Annotated in this window: 16 protein-coding genes and 1 pseudogene; 9 read left to right on the forward strand and 8 right to left on the reverse strand. The window is 56.7% G+C overall.

The window, feature by feature from the left end; genetic code table 11:
* The first annotated feature begins 243 nt into the window (after positions 1-243).
* The gene (locus WF331_RS26530; RefSeq protein ID WP_103447310.1) at positions 244-936 is read left to right on the forward strand and encodes a DUF421 domain-containing protein; all 693 of its coding nucleotides are present in this window, start codon (positions 244-246) and stop codon (positions 934-936) included.
* An 11-nt stretch (positions 937-947) separates the two neighbouring features.
* Here the strand turns inward: WF331_RS26530 and WF331_RS26535 are convergent, their stop codons facing one another.
* The 3 genes from WF331_RS26535 to WF331_RS26545 form a co-directional block, all read right to left on the reverse strand.
* Complete coding sequence (locus WF331_RS26535; RefSeq protein ID WP_340623471.1) at positions 948-3,038, reverse strand: hybrid sensor histidine kinase/response regulator; 2,091 nt, start codon at positions 3,036-3,038, stop codon at positions 948-950.
* A 338-nt stretch (positions 3,039-3,376) separates the two neighbouring features.
* Positions 3,377-3,586 carry a hypothetical protein gene (locus WF331_RS26540; protein ID WP_340623472.1) on the reverse strand — a complete coding sequence of 70 codons (210 nt, stop codon included), beginning with the start codon at positions 3,584-3,586 and terminating at the stop codon, positions 3,377-3,379.
* A 62-nt stretch (positions 3,587-3,648) separates the two neighbouring features.
* A complete protein-coding gene (locus WF331_RS26545; RefSeq protein WP_232877770.1) occupies positions 3,649-4,092 on the reverse strand; it encodes a hypothetical protein in 444 nt (147 codons plus the stop codon).
* A gap of 574 nt (positions 4,093-4,666) precedes the next feature.
* Here WF331_RS26545 and WF331_RS26550 point away from each other — a divergent pair.
* A complete protein-coding gene (locus WF331_RS26550; protein ID WP_103447305.1) occupies positions 4,667-5,011 on the forward strand; it encodes a con-10 family general stress protein in 345 nt (114 codons plus the stop codon).
* 40 nt (positions 5,012-5,051) lie between these two features.
* On the opposite strand, the gene WF331_RS26555 is transcribed toward WF331_RS26550, so the two are convergent.
* From WF331_RS26555 to WF331_RS26570, 3 genes are all read right to left on the reverse strand, one after another.
* Positions 5,052-5,138 carry a DUF4113 domain-containing protein gene (locus WF331_RS26555; protein WP_258035886.1) on the reverse strand — a complete coding sequence of 29 codons (87 nt, stop codon included), beginning with the start codon at positions 5,136-5,138 and terminating at the stop codon, positions 5,052-5,054.
* A gap of 329 nt (positions 5,139-5,467) precedes the next feature.
* Positions 5,468-6,538 carry a M42 family peptidase gene (locus WF331_RS26565; RefSeq protein ID WP_340623473.1) on the reverse strand — a complete coding sequence of 357 codons (1,071 nt, stop codon included), beginning with the start codon at positions 6,536-6,538 and terminating at the stop codon, positions 5,468-5,470.
* A gap of 32 nt (positions 6,539-6,570) precedes the next feature.
* Complete coding sequence (locus tag WF331_RS26570) at positions 6,571-7,095, reverse strand: hypothetical protein (protein WP_004573937.1); 525 nt, start codon at positions 7,093-7,095, stop codon at positions 6,571-6,573.
* Positions 7,096-7,291: 196 nt separating this feature from the next.
* On the opposite strand from WF331_RS26570, the gene WF331_RS26575 reads away from it, so the two are divergent.
* On the forward strand, positions 7,292-8,149 hold the full coding sequence (locus WF331_RS26575) for an SDR family oxidoreductase (protein WP_340623474.1): 858 nt from the start codon (positions 7,292-7,294) through the stop codon (positions 8,147-8,149).
* A 54-nt stretch (positions 8,150-8,203) separates the two neighbouring features.
* On the opposite strand, the gene WF331_RS26580 is transcribed toward WF331_RS26575, so the two are convergent.
* Positions 8,204-8,365, reverse strand: coding sequence for a hypothetical protein (locus WF331_RS26580; protein WP_181004482.1), 162 nt, complete (start codon positions 8,363-8,365; stop codon positions 8,204-8,206).
* A gap of 153 nt (positions 8,366-8,518) precedes the next feature.
* On the opposite strand from WF331_RS26580, the pseudogene WF331_RS26585 reads away from it, so the two are divergent.
* The 3 genes and pseudogenes from WF331_RS26585 (at position 8,519) to WF331_RS26595 (ending at position 10,000) form a co-directional block, all read left to right on the forward strand.
* A pseudogene (locus WF331_RS26585) lies at positions 8,519-9,029 on the forward strand (CinA family protein).
* Positions 9,030-9,040: 11 nt separating this feature from the next.
* Positions 9,041-9,547, forward strand: coding sequence for a hypothetical protein (locus WF331_RS26590; protein WP_181004481.1), 507 nt, complete (start codon positions 9,041-9,043; stop codon positions 9,545-9,547).
* 9 nt (positions 9,548-9,556) lie between these two features.
* Positions 9,557-10,000 (forward strand): DUF421 domain-containing protein, encoded by a 444-nt coding sequence (locus WF331_RS26595; protein ID WP_196184754.1) that lies wholly within the window; start codon positions 9,557-9,559, stop codon positions 9,998-10,000.
* A gap of 29 nt (positions 10,001-10,029) precedes the next feature.
* Here WF331_RS26595 and WF331_RS26600 read toward each other — a convergent pair whose 3' ends face one another.
* Complete coding sequence (locus WF331_RS26600; protein ID WP_196184763.1) at positions 10,030-10,263, reverse strand: hypothetical protein; 234 nt, start codon at positions 10,261-10,263, stop codon at positions 10,030-10,032.
* A gap of 248 nt (positions 10,264-10,511) precedes the next feature.
* Here WF331_RS26600 and WF331_RS26605 point away from each other — a divergent pair, with 248 nt between their 5' ends.
* From WF331_RS26605 to WF331_RS26615, 3 genes are all read left to right on the forward strand, one after another.
* Positions 10,512-12,266, forward strand: coding sequence for a glycoside hydrolase family 15 protein (locus tag WF331_RS26605; RefSeq protein ID WP_196184762.1), 1,755 nt, complete (start codon positions 10,512-10,514; stop codon positions 12,264-12,266).
* Positions 12,267-12,356: 90 nt separating this feature from the next.
* Positions 12,357-12,821 (forward strand): hemerythrin domain-containing protein, encoded by a 465-nt coding sequence (locus WF331_RS26610; protein WP_196184755.1) that lies wholly within the window; start codon positions 12,357-12,359, stop codon positions 12,819-12,821.
* 80 nt (positions 12,822-12,901) lie between these two features.
* Entirely contained in the window at positions 12,902-13,150 is a 249-nt protein-coding gene (locus WF331_RS26615) for a hypothetical protein (protein ID WP_033690626.1), read from the forward strand.
* Positions 13,151-13,542: the final 392 nt, after the last annotated feature.

The raw sequence follows: 13,542 nt of genomic DNA on the forward strand, positions 1-13,542 counted from the left end.
GGCACCTCCTATTTGGGCCTCATTATGAGGCTTGGAGGTGTCTACGAAACCAGGGGCGATTCACATAGCCGCTCTTGTTCAATCGAATCAGCAATGCGAATAGCCGAGCCTGGCGGGCGATGGAAGAGCTGCTTCGCTCCCGGTGAACATGAATGCCTGTCTCGCCTACACCACCGCATGAACCAAGGTCGAGAGTTGCCGGTCAATCTGTAACAGAAGATTGAAACGGGTGGAATACAGTGAATGGTTTCATTTGATCTGCAAAGGATGCTCATTGGCGAGTTCCCGCTGACCTTCCTCTTGGAGGTCGCCCTCCGCGTTTCAGCGGCGTTTCTAGCCGTGTTCTTCTTTCTGAAATTCAGTGGTCGACGTGGAATCAGGCAGCTGTCCCGGTTCGAGCTCGTGGTAATTCTCACCTTGGGTTCAGCCGCAGGCGATGTGACCTTCTACGAAGATGTACCCCTCCTCCCGGTTGCACTGGTTTTCCTCACGCTATTGCTGCTCTATCGCGGAACCGTCTACATGATGAGGCGCAGCAGAACATGCGAGGCATGGATCGATGGGTTACCGATCACGGTCGTAAAGGACGGAATGTACGAGATCCATTCACTGCGGAACTTGAACATCTCGTCGAACGAGCTGTTCATGGAGCTGCGCCAACAAGGTGTAGAACATCTCGGCCAGGTGCGCCTGGGCTTATTGGAGACGGATGGCGACCTCAGCTTGTATTTTTACAACCCTGAGGACACGCGTCCGGGCCTGTCAGTCCTGCCAGTTGAACACCGTCCAGAGTACCAGGCGCCGCCCAACGCGGGCCTACACTGTTGCGTCAGCTGCGGCTTCCCGAGCTTCCTTGAACCTCTGGACTCGGCCGTCTGTGAACGCTGCGGACACAACGTCTGGTCACCTGCATTGGATACGTTACGCAACCGCTAGACCACCTCCACTTAGGTGCGCGTGGGCTGGGCAGGCCTTCCTAACATCTTGTGGACATTGGCGACCAAGTCATCCATGGCGAATGGCTTGATCAACACTGCTGATGTATCCCGCCATACGTCATCTTCAAACACCGAGGGGCTCGCGTACCCAGTCATGAAAATGACTGGCAGGCCTTCACGGGCTTGTCGTCCAAACGTTGCCATCTGCCGCCCGTCGAACCCACCGGGCAGGCCTATATCGGTCACCAGCAGATCGATGCGTGTATCGGAGGCCAGCAGCTGCAGGCCAGCCTGGCTGTCAGTAGCCTCGATAACCGTGCACCCCAAACCACTGAGAACGTCACTGACGAACAAACGTACTGATGGCTCGTCATCGACTATCAGTACAGTGCGGTCTGACCATTGGGGTGAAAAATCGCAAAGGCTCTCCGCGCTGCCAGTGGGCTCTGGCTTTCCCAGAGAAGTTGGCAGAGAAAGGTGAACCCTCGTACCTACCTTTTCCTCTGAAAAAATCCTGACCTGTCCTCCCGACTGCTTGGCAAATCCGTAAACCATCGACAATCCCAGTCCAGTGCCTTCACCCGTGGACTTGGTAGTGAAGAACGGTTCACAAGCTTTCAACAACGTTTCGGGAGACATGCCCATACCATTGTCGATTACGCTAATCGTCAGGTACGAACCAGCCTTCAGCTCCGAATCCAAATCGGGGCCTTCCTCAAGTGTCACGTTGGCTGTCGTGATTATGATCTTGCCAGCCTTTTTGCCGATGGCATCCCGCGCGTTGATACAAAGGTTCAGCAGTGAGTTCTCGACCTGCACGGGGTCAACCAGGCAGGTGGCAGCATCTGCCGTAAATTCGACCTGTAGGTGAATCGACGGCCCTACGGTACGTTGTATGAGATCCGTCAGGCCACCTATCAAATCAATGATGTCCGTACGGATGGGCTGCAATGGCTGACGGCGTGAAAAAGCCAGCAACCGGTGAGTGAGTGCTGCCGCTTTATGGGCCGCCTGGTGCGCGATTTCTAGGTAGCGTTCGACGTCCGCCGAGCGCCCTTCCCTTCCCCGCAGTTTGGCCAAATCCAGACTGCCTGTGATGCCTGCCAGGAGATTATTGAAGTCGTGAGCGATGCCCCCGGTGAGCTGACCTATCGCTTCCATTTTCTGCGCTTGGCGCAGTGCTTCCTGTGCGGCCTCGCGTTGGGCTACGGCTTCGCTGACGCGATCCTCCAGCGTCCGGTTCAAGTTCAAAAGCGCCGCCTCGGCCTCTTTTCGAGCGGAGACATCGATTGAGGAACCAATAAGCCCTATGACCTCCCCAGCCTCATCAAGGAGAGGGGCTTTTACGGACAGCCACGTAGTCGCAGAGCCGTCTGGCATATCGATCCGCTCTTCGATCTGGACAGCCTTGCCGCCACGCATGACCTCCTGGTCGGTTTGCATCACCTGGCGTGCCTGGGCCTTGTCTTCCAGGAACTCAAGATCAGTTTTCCCCAGATAAAATTCTGGAGGCTTACCGATCAGTTCTGTCGCCCCATGGTTCGCAATGAGGACTCTACCCTCCAGGTCTTTCGCATAGACAACACCCGGTACTGCGGCTGTGAAGGTGCGCAACAGCGCCGACACACGATCCCGCTCGACCTCTGCAGCCCTCCGTGACTCGATGTCCATGAGCACGCCTGGAAAACGTACAGCCTGCCCCTGGGCATCGAGTTCGGCATGTCCGTTGGCTTCGATCCAGTGATAGTGACCGGCATCGTTGCGAACTCGATATTCACAGCGAAACGTGCCGCCACGCGACATCGCACCTTCAATCTCCCGAGAAACGCGCTCACGATCTTCTGGATAGATCGATGTGAAGGCTTCAGCTATTGGGATACCCGCTTCACACTTCTGGGCAGGAATACCAAAAGACCGAGAGAAGCGTTCGTCTGCCGTAACCCGGTCGTTCGGAATATCCCAGACCCAAGTACCGACAACTGAAGCGGCCTCCAGAACGAGGCGCAGCTTCTCTGAAGGGTCGTCCTCAAACGTCTCGCTCACAGACTGACGATCTGCCGCCTGGGGCGTCGGGGATTGCTGAAACCCATCTTTGTCCATCACTCACCTCTGTCACTGCCTCCAGATCATAGCTATGAAGGCTGAGGGTTTCCGTTAAACGCCATCAGACGATGTGATACATCGTCCCGCGATTCACGGACGAGGTTGTAGATCAAGGTGTACAGAGACTTTTACCCGAGCGCAACGACTCATTCCTACCAGAAGCTGAATCAATTCCGTCACAGATGAGTTTGCGGCCTAGTGACTTCGGCACGCTCGAAGTGCGCTGTGGCTTCCCGGATAACATTTCAACGGTTGTCGAGTAAAGGCCATCGAAGGTCAACAGCCATTGGGAAAACGCATCCCTTGCTATTGTCGACCGATAGGAAGGCCGCTTGCTAATGGCCTTTCACTGCGGGCCCGCCAAGGGCGTGCAGCTGGTAGTCGGTGACCGCCTGGAAACGATGTTCAGCCATCAACCGAAGGCGCTCCAGCTCCGCTCCAATTACCCCATCAGCTTGGGCTTGGTGGTACAGCTTGAGTGCTTCCACAGCCTCGGCGTACAGAGGGTGGTCGGGCATGAGCACCTTGCTCAGATCTTTTTTCACAATCTCTCCCTTTCGCCATGGCTATCCCTCACGACGCCGTGCCACCAAGGAGTGTATTCGGCCTACCACTGCTGATCCGCTTGGACGGAGTGGGCGTACATCAAAGCTTCGTCCGCAAGCTCCAGCATATCGGCCAAGGTTCCAGAGTCCACGGCATGCGTATCACGTAGCGCATAAGCGTGATGCAGAAGCTCCCTGTGATGTTTCTTCGGCGCGAGGAGCAGTGCCCGGGTGTCGTTGAGCAGCTGCCGCCACTCTTGGATCGACATTACGGGCAGGTTGGTGCCTGTCATGGCGGCATTCTCTATTGCTGTATATGCGTACAGTATTCTGAAAATGCTCGGCTGCATAGGTACTTCGGACGAAATACGCCTGCGATGGGAACAGATCAGTCGCTGGAACGAGGTAGGTTTTCGCTGGCAGTGGCGATGGCTGGCCCAGATGGAGAGCTTGTTCCTGGTGACGTAACTCCACGCCGCAATGAATGTGGGGTCGAGATTTGTCACGCTTCGATGGCACCCGATTTCGACGTGTTATCTTTGGGCTATCACCCAAGGAGCGGAATCATGGATCAGATTACCCAGCTCGACGACAGCATCGAGTGTGTGTCACGTATCGCGGACGAGCTTGAGCAGCAAGTAGCTCCCTGCCCCGCATCCCGGTTGAGGTTGATCACCTGGGTCACCGATTGGGTAAGTAGTCCGTCAAGGTTGGACGAGATTGAGCAGGGTTTGCCAAGCATCCCACAAAACCTAGTTTCGGCTTACACAGCCTGGGTTCACTCAAACCGTGGGTGATAGCCCGTCGCGTCCAATAGTCTTCACGGCTTTTTCACATGCAGTGTGGGAACGTTAGCTATCCCTACGTGTGATAGAAGCTCCCTTGCCCGCCTAGCAGCGGGCTTTCTTTTGTCCGCAATTTGTCACTGCCTTCGCAGCGCCCTTTATCGCGCAATACGTTGCGCTTCACGACCTTTCGCGCCCCCGGTCAGCTAATACAAAAGAAAAGGGAGCCAGCCGATTCCGCACGGCGTCCGAAGTAAACACAGGTTCTCTGTGTGAACCCACGAGGTGCGAGATCATGGCAAACGATCAAGACAAGACCGGTCAGCAAGGCGGCACCGCTCAAAACAATCCCGGTGGCTTCGAGAACGATCCACAACGGCCATCTGAGCCAGGGCAAAGAGGCGGACAGATGCCGGGCGGGCAGTTCGACATGGACAGGCAACGTGAATTCCAAGGTGGTGGCCTGGGCTCAATCGGCAGCCAGCAAGGTGATCAACAGGGAGCAGGTGGTGCAGCCCATCAAGGCGGTACGGGCGGACATACCACTGGGCCTAAGTCCGACAATGACCACAGCGACATTGATGAAGCCTCGCAAGCGGTACAGGACGAGGATAGCGGCATGACTGAAGACAACCGCTAAGTTTGCTCAGGGCCAGGGAAAATGGAAACCCTGGCCTTGCTCAGGTGCTACAGCCCTCTTTACTGTATACAGTCAAGAGCTCATCGACCCGCGTTGTGAAGCTCTGGCTTATCATCTCCCGCCGCATACCCAAGCACGCTTGCCAAACGCATCGTCCCCCTCACCACTTGGTGCTCACAGCATCGAGCACGCTCATAAGTTTCTCACTCACCACCGGCTGTTTTAGGCTTTGCGTGTGCTTGCTAGGTCTGTAGGCTGCAGAAATCCTTTCTGATTACTTCCTACAGGAGGCAAACCTTGTCTAATGATCCGATCTGTGTAGTGTTTATACCGCCTCTGATTGCCGTGCTTAAGGCAGCGGAGGATCGCAAAGGGTCACCGCTCACTGAGGATGAGGTGCTTGGGATTAGAGATGGTGCAACCGCAACCGCAGTGCCCTTCAGTACCGCTTTAGCGTTAGACAGTGAGCGGGGTTATGTCCTGACTGCCTGTAAGAAATTCGAACAAGGTTTCAGCGCAGGCAGTGATCCCTTCCACATGCACCATCTCGAAGCCATGGGTATTCTCGGTCGGTATCGCAATGCAACCGGCCCGGGCATCGATGCCGGCACTCAATACCGCACTCGCATCCGACGCAAAATCAACGAGCAATGCCGCCTGGGGCTCATAACCGGCCTTTCGTCCAGCGGCGATCAGGCCCTGCACCACGGTGCGGCTGTAGTATCCCTTCTGGTCGCCGGTATTGATGATCGGGTTGGCCGAGAGCTCCGTGCCATACTCCTCTAGTACCGGGCCGACCTCGACGGCGATTGTGGTGTCGCCGGGCAGCCGGGAAGCTGCGTACATGGCGCCGGCATTCGACTCTTCCTCCAGCGTCGTAAGCACGAACCAGACGTCCTGCTTCAGTCTTTCTCGCCGTTCACTCAGCAGCTCCGCGCAGAGAATGACAGCGCTCAGCGGAGCTCGGTCGTCGAGGAAGTGAGCCGCAATACAGTCATTTACCTTGAAGGGCTTACGCCAGTGCTGACTGAGCACGACTCGAGTACCAGGCCGAACGCCTAGCTCCTGGAGTTCCGACTTGCTCTTGCGCGTGACGATGTAGACATCTTTCCACTGAACATTACCTGCCAGCACGTCTCTTCCATTCGAAGTCCGACCGCTGTTGTGCATTGAACCGTAGGACAAAACACCCGGCAGGATGCGTTCATCGCCCAGAATATCGACAGGGCAGACGCCAAAGCTTATCGGTTGCGACCCACCTAGAGCGAGCACCTCCAGGGTGCCGTTCTCCAGCACATTTTTGACAATCATCGCGATCTCATCGAGGTGGGCCATAACGCGTATGGCTGGCTCGGGGCTACAAGCGCGGCCCCCACGAATCACCCCCACCACATTGCCAGCAGGGTCAATATGGGCCTCCTCACAGAAACGGCTGAGCTCCCGCAGGCAAATGTCTCGCACCTCATCTTCTTGTCCGCCCGGCCCTCGGGCGTTGAGGAGCTCTGTCAGTAATGCCTCAGTCTTCAAAACGTTACCTCCATGTTTGCACGCAAACGAGTTCAAGCCAGCTGGATGTAAACCGAGTAGCTACCCAATAACACCCAGAACACCAGAAAGATCCAGGGCGTCCGTAGCGAAAACAGCAATGACTTTCTATGCCCTGCACGCGAGGTTTCCGCCTCACAGAACAGCGGTGACTCGTCGTAAGCCAACCCCATCAACGGCTCGCTGCGCAGCAGGTGGCTCTGCTTGAGCTGCCAGTGATCGATGATGTTGTACGCCGCTCGGATGCCAGGCCAGGCGTTGAGCGAGCTCAGTACGCCGAGTAAGGCGAGGAACGCGGGCACGATCAGGGTGAACATCTCGCCCCATCCTTGATTGAGGTTGCCCATGGAAGAGACGAAGGCAATGACCAGGAATGACTGCGCCGCCAGATAGGCATCCGTGCGGTTGGCCAGGATGCTGGTTTCGTACTGGATCTCACGCCGGTAGAAATCCAAACGCTCCTTGGGAGAGCCAAACATCCTGGCATTGTGCTCGCTGATCTCGTGCTCAGGGGTCGCAGGGGTAATGATTCGAGGCACTCGCTACTCCGGGAATTAGGCTCCAAGCGAAGAGATGAGCCTGGAGCTGAGTCCGGTAGAACAGGCGATGGAGCATGGAATTCAATTGGATTGATATCCCGCACCGCTCGTCGTACCAACGGCAGATTGAAACCAACACGCGGAGGCCAGGCCTTTCGAACCGGTATGAACGTTCTCAACTGCAGGAGCTTCTACCATGCGAGACTTCCCTACCCCGCCCTTCCCTTCGCAGCCTCAAAATGTCCCTGGCTCACAGCGCAAGATGGAGCCCTACCCCGACTGTGGTGAGCAGTCGTATACCGGCCACAATCGACTCGAAGGCAAAGTTGCACTCATCACCGGAGCAGACAGCGGCATTGGGCGGGCTGTAGCGATTGCCTATGCCCGTGAAGGTGCCGACGTTGCCATCGCTTATCTGAATGAGCATGAAGACGCGCAAGAAACCGCGCGCTGGGTTGAGTCCGCAGGCCGTCAGTGCCTGTTGTTGCCCGGAGACCTGGCGCAGAAACAGCACTGCTACGACATTGTCGAAAAGACCGTCAGCCAGTTCGGGCGTATCGACATACTGGTCAACAACGCGGCGTTCCAGTTGTCCCACGAGACGCTGGAGGATATCGACGATGACGAATGGGTGAAGACCTTCGATACCAACATCACCGCAATCTTCAGGATTTGCCGGGCAGCACTGCCTTCCATGCCCAAGGGCAGTTCGATCATCAATACGAGCTCGGTCAATTCCGACGATCCATCCCCCAGCCTGTTGGCCTATGCCACGACCAAAGGGGCCATTGCCAACTTCACTGCGGGCCTGGCTCAACTGCTAGGCAAGAAAGGTATTCGGGTCAACAGCGTTGCGCCAGGGCCTATCTGGACGCCTCTAATTCCTTCCACCATGCCGGACGAAGCGGTAACACACTTTGGTTCCAAAACACCATTGGGTCGTCCCGGACAACCGGTGGAGGTCGCTCCTATCTACGTGCTGCTAGGCTCAGATGAGGCCAGTTACATCTCTGGGTCACGTTATGCAGTGACTGGCGGCAAACCAATCCTTTAGCGAAAAGAGGCTCGCCGTCCTGGCGAGCCTCACCCTCTTATTTGCGTGGCAGTTTCAACGTTTGTGCTGATCGTGATCGCGGGCCGTTTTTTGCGCTGTCGAGTCATGGGCTGTACCCGTTGATCCATCCGGACGATGGGCATCGTTGTCTCGCTCCTCTTCTCCATGCGGCCTTGTCAGCGCACCTTCTTTTTGCCTGTCGCTCACTTTCTTCATGTTGCTCTCCTCCCATTGCCTTTGAACAAGGGAAGCCAATCTACGGGGCAAAGTTCAGGTCAGTGACACTCCAGGAGATGGGCGGGCAACAGGGGCGATGAACCAATTACTCCAGGCTCGCGTCCACCGCAAAACAAGCGAGTCGACACTGAAATGGAAAACGACCCTGTACTGGCCGCCCTCGGCTATCTCAAAAACAACAAACTGATTTTGAGCACAGCAGAATCGTGCACTGCAGGCTGCCTTGTAGCTTTGTTGGCGGCGGTACCGGGTACCGGGTACCGGGGAGGTGCTGGAAAGCGGCTATGTCGTCTACTCACCCAGCGCCAAGAAGCGGCTGCTGGGAGTCAGCGCCGAAACCATCGAACGATACGGCCTGACCAGCGAAGCAGTAGCTTGGGAAATGGCCTTGGGCGCCTTGAGAGACAGCGATGCGAATGTGGTGATCGCCACCACCGGGGTAGCCGGGCCGGCGCCCGAATCTGGGATACCGCCAGGAACGATGTGCTTTGCGTGGGCTTTCGCCGGCGAGCCAATTGCCGTTTTCACGCGCACTCAACGTTTCTTCGGCGAGCGGTCTGAAGTCATGCGCCAAGGCGCCCTGTTCGGGTTGACCCGGCTTTCCCACTATCACCAGCGCTGGCTACGCGGCGAGCGCGCCTGAGGGCTGTGATCATGTCGGAAGATGAACTGCTATCCAGGCATCATCCTGTTCAAGAAGATATGCCGATGCAGCAGCGCGTCTGGCGCTTCGAGCGCGTGGGGTGGTATGTACTCGTGGCCATCGTATTGCTTGCCTTGGCAGGCCTATTCGGTAATGGCCCGTTGAGCGATGCCGAGGTGGTGAGCCAGGATGGTCGGGTACGGGTTGAGTACCAGCGCCTCAGCCGAAGCGGCACAACAGACAACCTTTTCATCACCGTTCAGGGTATCCCTGGTCAGCCGGTGGAGGTACAACTCGAGGGATCGTTGCTCCGTGACGCCAGTATCGAGACGTTACAACCGGAGCCGCAACGGTCGATGTCGCATGGCCAGGCCATGCTGTTCCAATTGGGAACTAAGCAAGATGGGATCGCCACCTTGTACCTAACCCTTCGAAGTGAACACGTGGGGACGCTGGAGGGCAGTGTCAGGGCTGGCCCTGAAAGCGCCGTTCACTTCTCCACATTCCTTTACCCCTAGGAGTGCGTCATGGATTCGATCCTCCGCGCAGCCGGGATGTACGTCGCCCTTATGCTGCTGTTTCGCGTAGCCGGGCGGCGCTCACTGGCCGACCTGACGACCTTTGACTTCGTCTTGCTGCTGATCATCGGGGAGGCCACCCAGCAGGCTCTTCTAGGCGAAGACTTTTCGTTCACCAATGCCATGTTGGTAATTGCCACGCTGATCGTTTTGGACGTCGGTCTTTCACTCGCAAAGCTCAACTCCAAGCCCTTAGCCAGACTTCTGGACGGGCACGCTACCCTGGTTGTAGAGAATGGGCGCTTTCTGCATCACCGCATGCGTCGAGCACGACTCACGGAGGCCGATATCCTTGAGTCAGCGCGGGACAGCCAAGGCATCGAGAACATTGCGCAGGTTAAGTTCGCTATCGTCGAACGCAATGGAAAGATTTCGATCATTCCTGCTGAGTGAGACACCAGGCTGCCAGTGGTCACGTCCGTTTAGAGTGCCAATATCGCCTGGCTATGGTCGATGGTAGGGACGGGCATCAGTTCGCGCCGAGATACAAGCCAGGCCCGCATCCGCTCGGTATCAAAAATCTGACCCTCTTCCATCATCACCAGAATGAGCGCTTGGGACATTCGGTAACAGCCGCATTGAGAACAGCGGCGCTCTTCCCAACCACCGATGCATTCGACGGACTCAGCTTGCCCGGCGCAAATCAGACAGCTCATGTAAACCCCCTTTTGTTCTTGTTCCCTGCAGGGTAAATGCGAGGTCACGAAGCTCCCTTGTGTCTCGCTTTACATGAGATATACATACCAATCCTAAATTCCCTCTATTTGCGTAGCGCTCACATAAGACGAACCAGACGCCAGATAGCCATGTCGGAATCAGAACACTTGATCTCGAAGGCATACCGATGGAAAGAGAACCAGTAGACGCTCAACAGGGTGCGCCTCAGAGAGATGAGGGTGGATGGTTGCCCCTAGAGCAGTATGGTGCGCTCGGCGATGGGCGCTCTGTGGCACTGATTGGTCTGGACGGTTCCATCGACTGGTGGTGCGTGCCGCACATGGATTCACCACCCCTATTCGACAAGCTGCTGGCTCCACAAACTGGAGGCTACTTTTCCATTACCCCCAACCAGCCGTTCGTTACTGAGCGGCGCTACCTGCCAGGCAGCAACGTCCTCGAGACACTCTTCACAACCCACGGGGGTCGTGCGCGGCTGACTGAGTCCTTGAACAGTGGCCCTGCTGGCCGGTTGCCTTGGGCCGAACTGGCCAGGCGCGTCGAAGGCATTGAAGGACAGGTGGACTTTCAGATCGCCATCGATTTCGGAACCCAGGCCGATACGGTCAGCCCTTATGTATCGCCGAACGACAACGCCTGCGTCTTTCATGCTGGGCGCATACTTGGCATGTTCCTGCACGATGATCAAGTACACATCGAGCGCAAGAACGACATGGGTGTGCGTGCATCCCTTCGCGTTGCCGCCGGACAGCGCTCAGTGGTCGCGATCATCGCAGGACGTGATGAACCGCTGGTGGTACCGTCATTAGCCTTGATCGATGAACGTATCGACGGCTCACACAGGGAGTGGTGCCAATGGTCGAAGGGGCTTATTTACGACGGCCCCTACAAGCGCCAGGTGGTTCGCAACGCCTTGGCCCTCAAGCTGCTGCTGTCCTCTCCCAGTGGGTCGATCATGGCGGCAGCTACTTCATCGCTTCCTGAACGAATCGGTGGCAACAAAAACTACGACTACCGATTCGCCTGGATTCGTGATGCCGGCTACACCATCGAAGCGTTTCTAGGCATCGGCGCGCAGCCAGAAGCCAAGGCCGCATTCACCTGGTTGCTGCGTCGGCTGGACGAACACGGGCCACGGGTGTTTTATACCCTGGACGGCGCAATTGGCGATTGCGTGCGCCCGATTGATCTCCCCGGCTACAAGAACTCGCCTCCCGTCGTCGGCAACGATGCTCGTGATCAGCGGCAACATGGCGTATTCGGCGATATTTTCGAGACAGCCCGCTGCTTCATCGACAGCGGCAACATTCTAGACTCGCCAAGCGCCATGATCCTGTCCGGCCTTGCCGACCAGTGCGCCGACTGCTGGAGACAAGAAGATGCGGGTATCTGGGAACTGCCAGAAAAGCAGCATTACACGATGTCCAAAATCAGCTGCTGGCAAGCCTTGAGCCGGGCCATCGAATTGGCCGATGGCGGTCACCTCCCCACTACATGCCGGGAACGCTGGGATCGCGAGAGGGAACGGATCAAAGAGTGGATTGAGGCCAACTGTTGGAGCGAGGCTCACCAGGCCTACCTGTTCTACCCCGAAAGTGACCGCTTGGATGCTTCGGTAGCGCTCGCCGTCCGATTTGGTTACCCCAGCGTGGATCGGCTGCGCAGCACGCTGGAGGCTGTGCAAAATGAGCTGGGCGCCGGCGCTTTCCACTATCGCTACAGCAAAGCTCAGGAGGAGGAAGGTTGCTTCCTGGCCTGCACGTTCTGGTTGATCGAAGCCTGGGCAATCCTTGGCCAGCAAGATCGAGCCGAGGCTGCCTTTTCCAAGTCACTGAAAGAGCTGGCGCGGGGGGTGGGCATCTACTCGGAGATGATCGACCCGGAGAATGGGCAGTATCTGGGCAACCTTCCGCAGGGCTTAACTCACCTAGCAGCCCTCAAAGCCGCAATGGCCATTGGTGGTTGCCATCCTGAACGATGACGCCGGACATCATCTGCGTTGAACCGTACCGCTTGGCGGCTACTCAATCGGAGGCAAGCTCTTACATCCAATCCGTGATGGGGTAACGCCATGAACGCTATCGACTTACTGATTCAAGACCACAAGCTGGTAAAGAAGCTGCTTGAGGAGTTATCTACCACCACCGAAAGGGCTGTAAAAAAACGCGCTGAGCTGCTTCACCGCATCGAGCAAGAGCTGCAGATTCACACGGCACTCGAGGAGGAAATCCTCTATCCAGCCATCAAGCAGGCAGGAGGCAAGGAAGAAGCGAAGATGTACTACGAGGCTAAGGAAGAGCATCGGACTGTCGACTCCCTCGTACTTCCCGATTTGCTTCACACCGAAACCGGCACTATCGAGTTTTCCGGTCGTGTAAAGGTCATGAAAGAGCTTCTGGAGCATCACATTGAGGAAGAAGAAGCCGAGCTATTTCCATCGGCCAAGAAGCTCCTGAGCAAAGACATTCTGGAGGAGCTTGGGCGAACCATGGAAACGCAGAAAAAGATGCTCAAGGGCGAGCAGCGGGCCGCCTGATATGGCCAGTCCCTGCCAGCACTCACAAGGCTGGCAGGTCTCCACTTTCAAACATCGAACAACGAGTTGGGAAAGGTTTCATGGAGCATTGGATCGGATTACTGGAATGGCCAGCCATGGTGATGACCGTGCTGGCAGCATGGTGCATCGGCTCCCGCCGTCCGGGCAGAAGAAAAGTCGGCTTCTGCTGCTTCATCGCGAGCAATGTCTTGTGGGCCGTTTGGGGCTGGCAAGCAGAGGCTTGGGCCCTGATCATCCTGCAGTTCTGCCTCTGCGCCATGAATTTGCGCGGTTGGCGAAAGAACACACAACTCGAGGTATGCGGCTGACGGTGCTTGCTGAACTGACATTGAGTGGAAGCATCTCAAGCGGTACAAGACGAAGACAGCGGGATGACTGAAGACAACCGCTAGGTTGCTTAGGGCCAGGGAAAATGGATTCCCCTGGCCCTGCCAAAACGCCTACGTCGGGCATATGGCAGCTTCAATATTCGTGTCCGCGATTGCTGAGTCACCAAGCAGATTAGGGCTGTCCACCCCGAAAGAACTTGCGGCAGGCGCGACCGTGACACTTACTCATCCGTGGGGCCTGCCTGGCTCTGATGGTTGAGGGCAAATGCGACCTGACCGAATATTATCAAGCGATGCTGTGGGACAACGAGCGCGACCGTGTCAGCGCCTGCACGGGCTTGTGCAGTAGGAAGATGTCGCGTCAATCATAT

This window comes from Pseudomonas sp. YNh, assembly GCF_037993085.1.
Classification (GTDB): domain Bacteria; phylum Pseudomonadota; class Gammaproteobacteria; order Pseudomonadales; family Pseudomonadaceae; genus Aquipseudomonas; species Aquipseudomonas putida.